Origin of the sequence: uncultured Blautia sp. (assembly GCF_902497045.1) — a bacterium.
In the GTDB taxonomy this organism is placed as follows: domain Bacteria; phylum Bacillota; class Clostridia; order Lachnospirales; family Lachnospiraceae; genus Blautia_A.
This window is the reverse complement of the sequence record NZ_CABVDF010000168.1, coordinates 1-6,286: the sequence shown is the minus strand read 5'-3', so window position 1 is coordinate 6,286 and position 6,286 is coordinate 1. Positions and strand designations below refer to the sequence as shown.

The window sequence follows — 6,286 nt, the reverse complement described above, 5'->3', positions numbered from 1 at the left end:
CCTTTTCTGCATCCTGCACGTCTAATAGATAGAAACACACAAACACAGGCGCTTACAGCACCCCATCCAATGACCGGTCCATTTACATAAGGGAGGAACCATATGACAGAACATTTACTGCGAAAGGCAAAAAAGGGAGACGCCGACGCCTTCTGCCGTCTCATGGACATGCAGACGCAGAGCATGTACAAAATCGCACGATCCTATCTGAAAAATGATGAAGACGCTGCAGATGCCATACAGGATGCCATTTTATCCTGCTATGAAAATCTTCCAAATTTAAAAAACAACAAGTACTTTAAAACATGGCTCACAAGGATTCTTATCAACAAATGCAAGGATATCCTGCACCGAAAGAAACTTACTCTGTACACCGATCAGGTTCCGGATACTCCTTTTTACGAAGAGGATTTTGAAACCAGTGAATGGAACCAGCTTCTGGCTCCTCTGGATGAAAAATACAGAAGTATCCTTCTTCTTTATTATATGGAAGGATTTAACACTGCCGATATCAGCCAGATCCTGAATATGAAAGAAAACACAGTAAAAACCCGTCTTCAGAGAGGACGCCGCATACTGGCGGAAGCTTACCAGTATCAAATAAAGGAGGAACATGCATGATGACATTTAATAATAATGAAAAAAAATTAAGAGAAGAGCTGAATAAAGATGTAGATATTCCGGTAATCGTTCATGAAAAAGTAAATCGTGCCTACCGTATGATCGAAGACCATACAGTTGTCCAGAAAAAACCTCAGAAAGATCCTTACTGCTGGATGAAAACCGGTGCAAAAATTGCCGGCGGCATGGCTGCTGTAATGGCTGTGGGATTTGTCTTCTGTGCAGCCAATCCGGTTATGGCAAGAGAGCTTCCCATTGTAGGCGGACTCTTTGAACAGCTTCAGGAAAACGTAAGCTTCTTTGGAAACTTTGCAGATAAAGCTACCGTCCTTGAGGAACCGGCTCAGAATCCGTCACAGCCGGCGAAAGATTCCTCTGACACTCAGGAAGCAGCAGCCGATAAAAGCTCTGCACCAGCTGAAACAGTTTACACCAAAACTGCCGATGGACTTACCATTACTTTTTCTGAAATCTATGCCAACAATCAAACTGTTTATCTTTCCATGGAGGCAGTCAGTGAAGATCCATTCCCTGAAACCATGATGGATCAGGAAGACCAGCCTGTGATCTCCATGATCGCAGATGTCAGCTACAGCTTCCTGGAAGGAGATCAGGCAGAACTGAATCCCGGTACCCAGTATATGAATCCTGAAGGAAAATTCCTGGACGACCACACCTATGCCTGCATTCTGCGTCTAGACACCCAGCTTGAGGATACCACAGAATATCAGAAAAAATACGACGAAATGGTACAGGATGTCCTGGATGAAATGGGAGTAACTCATGAAGATCTGAATGACGAAACAGAAGAAGGCTATGCGCTTCTGGGAGAATTTAATGATAAAGTCACTGCACAGGCAGGAGCACTTCAGTCTGAATATGTGAAGCCCATTGAGCTTCCTGAAACTTTTGATATTCACTTGTCTGTCAGTGAGTTTACCGGTACAAAAGCAGAGCCTGAGTACTGGGATCACGGTTATTCCGAGGAGGAACTTGAGAATATGTCCGACGAGGAATTCCAGGAAGTTATGAATCAGATGCCTGCTGAATACAGTCAGCATCCCAATGAACACGAAAACTACTGGTTTGAAGGAGACTGGAGCTTCGACATCCCCGTTACCATTGATAACTCTCTGACAGAAACTATTGAGATCAATGAAACAAACGATGATGGCATCGGACTGGCTTCTGTTGTCAAAACCCCTTATGAGCTTACCGTAAATCCACTTTATGAAGAAGGCTCCAACTCCGACTGCTTTATCGTCACACTGGATGCTGACGGAAATATGATGCCCTACATTGATTCTGACGGCAGCATAAACAACTACGCCATCCAGGATCGAAATGTATCCTCTATTGACGTTTATCTGGTAGACTACATCCAGTATATGGATAACCTGAAAGTTCGTTACTATAACGAAGATATGGAAAACGGAGAATGGAAGACTCTCCTTGAAGAAAATGCCAGATACCATAAGACCGTGGTACTGGAGCCGTAGAGCGCAGCATAACCAGACAGCCTGCGGCTAGCAACCGGCCAACGGCCGGAAGTTACCGAAAGGATTTCTGTTTGGCTGTTGCCCATATTCAGATGCAAAGAAAAAAGACAGATCATAGCGCCTTGCGAGCCTTACCAGGAAACGCAGTACAGCACTATGATCTGTCTTTTTTCATATGCATCGTCTGTGGGGAACAAGAAACAAAATTCACCTATTCCCACAATCAGGACATCTGATAGTAGTGGGCATAGATCCCGTTTCTGGCAAGAAGTTCCTCATGGGTTCCTCTTTCCGCAATCCCATTGTCTGCCACAACCAGAATCTCATCCGCATTCCGAATTGTGGAAAGCCGGTGGGCTATGGTGATAGTCGTTCTGTTTTTGGAAAGTTCCTCCAGACTTTTCTGAATCCATCGCTCACTTTCATTATCCAAAGCGCTGGTAGCCTCATCCAGGATCAGAATCGGCGGATTTTTCAAAAATACTCTGGCAATGGAGATCCGCTGCTTCTGTCCGCCGGAAAGACGTGTTCCACGTTCTCCCACAAAAGTATCGTATCCATCTGGAAGAGACATGATAAAATCATGTATATTTGCTTTTTTTGCCGCATCAATAATCTCATCCATGGAAGCAGACGGCTTTCCATATGCAATGTTTTCCTTGATGCTTCCTCCAAAAAGATAAATATCCTGCTGCACAAGGCCGATCTGGTTTCTCAGACTTTCCAGTGTCAGCTTTCTTACATCCTGACCATCCACAGTGATCCTTCCTCCTGTAGCGTCATAAAACCTTGGAAGCAGAGAGCAGATTGTGGTTTTTCCGCTTCCGGACGGACCTACCAACGCAATGGATCTGCCTGCCGGGATTTTAAAGGAAATGTGATCCAGGACAAGAGTCTCATCATCACTGTAATGGAAGGATACATCTTCGTAGGAAACTTCCCCTTTTACGTTCTTCAAAGGCTCCGCATCCGGTGCATTTACAATCTCCGGCTCTGTTTCCATCACTTCAAGGAAGCGGCGGAAACCGGAAAATCCCTTCTGCATCATCTCAATCAGTTCCACAAGTATCTGGATGGGACTTACAAATATCCCGATATAGAGCGCATACATGGCAAGATCTCCGGCGTTCATTTTGCCTCTGGCGATCAGCCATCCGCCAAACACAAGGGTAACCAGATACATCATTCCCTGAAAGAATCGGTTCCAGCCCATAAAATTCCCCATACATCTGTAATTTGCATTTTTGGAACAAAGAAAAGCATGATTGCTTTTTCCAAACTTCTCACGTTCTACGTTTTCATTGGCAAAGGACTGTACCACACGGATCCCTGCCAGCGTATCCTGCAGACTGGAATTCACATCTCCGATTTTTTTCCTGTTGTCCATAAAAGTTTCCTGCATTCTTTTATTCTGCCTCATGGAAAACATGAACATTACAAAAACAAGGATCAGAAGCGGAATCGCAAGCCTCCAGTTGATGAGAAACAGAAAAACAAAAGATCCCACAATTTTAATCAGGGAAATAAACAGATTCTCCGGACCATGATGCGCAAATTCTGAAATATCAAAAAGATCCGATACCAGTTTGCTCATCATCTGACCGGAATTATTCTGATCGTAATAGGAAAAAGACAGCTTTTCGTAATGGTCAAACAGCTGCCGGCGCATATCCCCTTCCATTTTTGCCCCCATCATATGTCCCTGATATCCTACATAATAAACACAGAAGCTTTGGATCAGATACATGATAAGAAGAATCGCTCCAATAGGGAGAAGAGCTTTCAGTATTCTGGAGGGTTCTTCCCTGAAAATCGTCGCCGTCAGCAGCCGCAGGATCTGAGGGAATGCAAGATCCACCATGCTGATGATCGCTGCACAGAAAAGATCCAGAAAGAACACTGTCTTATAAGGTCCGTAATAGCGGATAAATTTTTTCAGTGTGTGCATAATCTTTTTCATCCTTTCAAAATATTCATCTGCTATTATAGACGCTATTTTTCCCAAATACAATGCTGTAACTGCTCTTTTTCCTCCTGTTCAACCGGAAAACGTATCCCTACGTCATATGTCCCGGTCTCTCGTCTGAGAAATTCCATGTTTCCGCCATGTGCCCGTGCGATCTGCCGTGCAAGCCGAAGTCCCATAATATGAATCTTTTCTGTCTGTGCATCCATGTTTTCTACTACAGCCTGCGGAATCCCCGTTCCGGAATCTGTTATGCAAAAGCATGCCATTCCATCCTTTTCGTAAAGGCGGATCATAACCTGACACCCCTGTGGATTATGACGAACACTGTTCCCGATCAGGTTGCGCAGCGCACGTTTAACCAGATTTCCATCTGCAAAAACAGCTGTTTTTTCCATTTCCGGAGAAATATCCAGCTCCACCTCTGTCTGTCCGTTTTCCTGTTCCAGCTCTTCATTATAAATATCCGCCGTACATTCTCTTAGCAGAAGCGCCGGAGAACATTCTGACAGATGCAATGGCTGTGCGTCATAAGCAAGCTTTGAAGTAAGATTCAGGTCAGACACCAGCTGACTGATAAGCCGGCTTTGTCTGCATATGGTATCCGTGATCTTTTTTTCCTCTTCTGTCAGGTTCGGACTTTTTGCCAGCCTGTCTGTATATCCTACGATCAGAGCCAGAGGGGTGCGGATATCGTGAGAAACTCCGGAGATCCATTCAGTTCTGGCCTGATCTCTTTTATTCAGTCTCTGTTTCTGTTCCTGAAGGATTTCTGAAGTATGATTGATCTGAAGCGCAAGATCTCTGGTCATGCCTTTTTCTTTCAGACGCACCGGTTCCTGTCTGGACAGCTTTTCCACTCCGGTTCCCAAAGGCTTCAGCGCCTTGTAAAAACGATAGCCCAGGAGAAAGACAAAAAACAGGATCACCGCTGCATTTACCGCCAGGATCACTTTCAGATACTGAGGGATCATATCTATGTCACTGAGAGGAAAAACCTCACTGTATCTGACAAAGAAATCCGGATCCAGTCCTACTACAAGAAGCAGATTTTCTGCATCCCATATGGCCACCGGATAATCATTGAGATACCACCTGCTGAATTTTGCGATCTCTGTATTACTGTAGGATCGGGCAAAATTCTCAGGAAGTCTCCATTCCCAGACTGCCTGTCCGTTTTTATCAAGTCCCATGCACCATTGAAGATCCGAGTTCTCCAGTTCCTGAATTCCCTTTTCTCCCAGCATCCACTGACCATTTTCCTGAAAAAGCTCTCTGCTTATGGTTTCCAGTGTGCTTCTGCGGAAATCCTGCCTTCTGGAGATCTCCATTTTCTGGTATCCCCAGGCAAAAAAAGCAATCACATTACTGAGCAGGATCACACAGATGATGGCTCCCGCTGTAAGGGAATACCGTCTGATGATCCGAAAAAGACTTCTCATATGCGCCCTCCCTTATCCGCTGCCAGACGGTATCCCAGTCCCCGTGCAGTCAGAAGCCACTGAGGATGGGAGGGATCCTCCTCGATCTTTTCCCTCAAATGCCGGATATGAACCATCAGCGTATTCTCATACCCGTAGTATCCGTCTCCCCAGGCAGCATTGCACAATGCATCAAAGGTTACAATCTTTCCCCTGTTCTCATTAAGCTTCTGCAAAAGGACCAGCTCCTTAGCTGTAAAAGGAGTTTCTTCCCCTCTGTACCGAACCACTCCATAATCAAAAAGGATTTCACGCTCTCCCAGACATAACCGATTCTTCTCTCTGTTGTCCTGATACTCCTGCCGATAGCTTCTTTTCAAAATAGCGCCTACCCTCAGCACCAGTTCCGGAGGAAGAAAAGGCTTGGTGATATAGTCGTCTGCCCCTAGCCCCAGTCCGAAAAGACGGTCTCTGTCTTCATCCTTTGCAGAAAGAAATAAAATAGGAATATCTGACTGCTCTCTCAGTTTCTGGAACAGGCGAAATCCGTCTCCGTCCGGAAGCATCACATCCAGAACTGCCATATCCGGTTTTTCTATCCGGAATGTTTCCAAAGCTTCACGGACACATCCTGCCTTTACAATATTCTTATAACCACTTTGCTTCAATATATCTTCGATCATTTCCAGCAGTTCCAGGTTATCGTCCACCAGCATGATCTTATGTTCATATAATCCCATAAAAGCCTCCAGATCTTACATCTTCAGTTCCTTTTTCTA

5 protein-coding genes are annotated in these 6,286 nt (G+C 44.9%); 2 read left to right on the top strand and 3 right to left on the bottom strand.

Annotated features, from left to right (window positions below):
• Positions 1-102: 102 nt before the first annotated feature.
• A complete protein-coding gene (locus tag RDS42_RS11180) occupies positions 103-621 on the top strand; it encodes a sigma-70 family RNA polymerase sigma factor (protein WP_308783737.1) in 519 nt (172 codons plus the stop codon).
• Positions 618-2,120, top strand: coding sequence for a DUF4179 domain-containing protein (locus RDS42_RS11175; RefSeq protein WP_308783736.1), 1,503 nt, complete (start codon positions 618-620; stop codon positions 2,118-2,120). Before RDS42_RS11180 ends, RDS42_RS11175 begins: the two co-directional genes overlap by 4 nt.
• Positions 2,121-2,343: 223 nt before the next feature.
• Here the strand turns inward: RDS42_RS11175 and RDS42_RS11170 are convergent, their stop codons facing one another.
• From RDS42_RS11170 to RDS42_RS11160, 3 genes are read right to left on the bottom strand one after another with little or no spacing between them, the layout of a single operon-like run.
• Positions 2,344-4,068 carry an ABC transporter ATP-binding protein gene (locus tag RDS42_RS11170; RefSeq protein WP_308783735.1) on the bottom strand — a complete coding sequence of 575 codons (1,725 nt, stop codon included), beginning with the start codon at positions 4,066-4,068 and terminating at the stop codon, positions 2,344-2,346.
• Between the two features lie 44 nt (positions 4,069-4,112).
• Positions 4,113-5,528 (bottom strand): HAMP domain-containing sensor histidine kinase, encoded by a 1,416-nt coding sequence (locus tag RDS42_RS11165; protein ID WP_308783734.1) that lies wholly within the window; start codon positions 5,526-5,528, stop codon positions 4,113-4,115.
• Positions 5,525-6,247: a response regulator transcription factor gene (locus tag RDS42_RS11160; protein ID WP_308783733.1), complete on the bottom strand. Its 723-nt coding sequence runs from the start codon at positions 6,245-6,247 to the stop codon at positions 5,525-5,527. Before RDS42_RS11160 ends, RDS42_RS11165 begins: the two co-directional genes overlap by 4 nt.
• Positions 6,248-6,286: the final 39 nt, after the last annotated feature.

Bases quoted from the DNA above. Each gene is read 5' to 3' on its own strand.
- RDS42_RS11160 (WP_308783733.1), bottom strand. From the start codon at position 6,247: ATGGGATTATATGAACATAAGATCATGCTGGTGGACGATAACCTGGAA.
- RDS42_RS11175 (WP_308783736.1), top strand. From the start codon at position 618: ATGATGACATTTAATAATAATGAAAAAAAATTAAGAGAAGAGCTGAAT.
- RDS42_RS11165 (WP_308783734.1), bottom strand. From the start codon at position 5,528: ATGAGAAGTCTTTTTCGGATCATCAGACGGTATTCCCTTACAGCGGGA.
- RDS42_RS11180 (WP_308783737.1), top strand. From the start codon at position 103: ATGACAGAACATTTACTGCGAAAGGCAAAAAAGGGAGACGCCGACGCC.
- RDS42_RS11170 (WP_308783735.1), bottom strand. From the start codon at position 4,068: ATGCACACACTGAAAAAATTTATCCGCTATTACGGACCTTATAAGACA.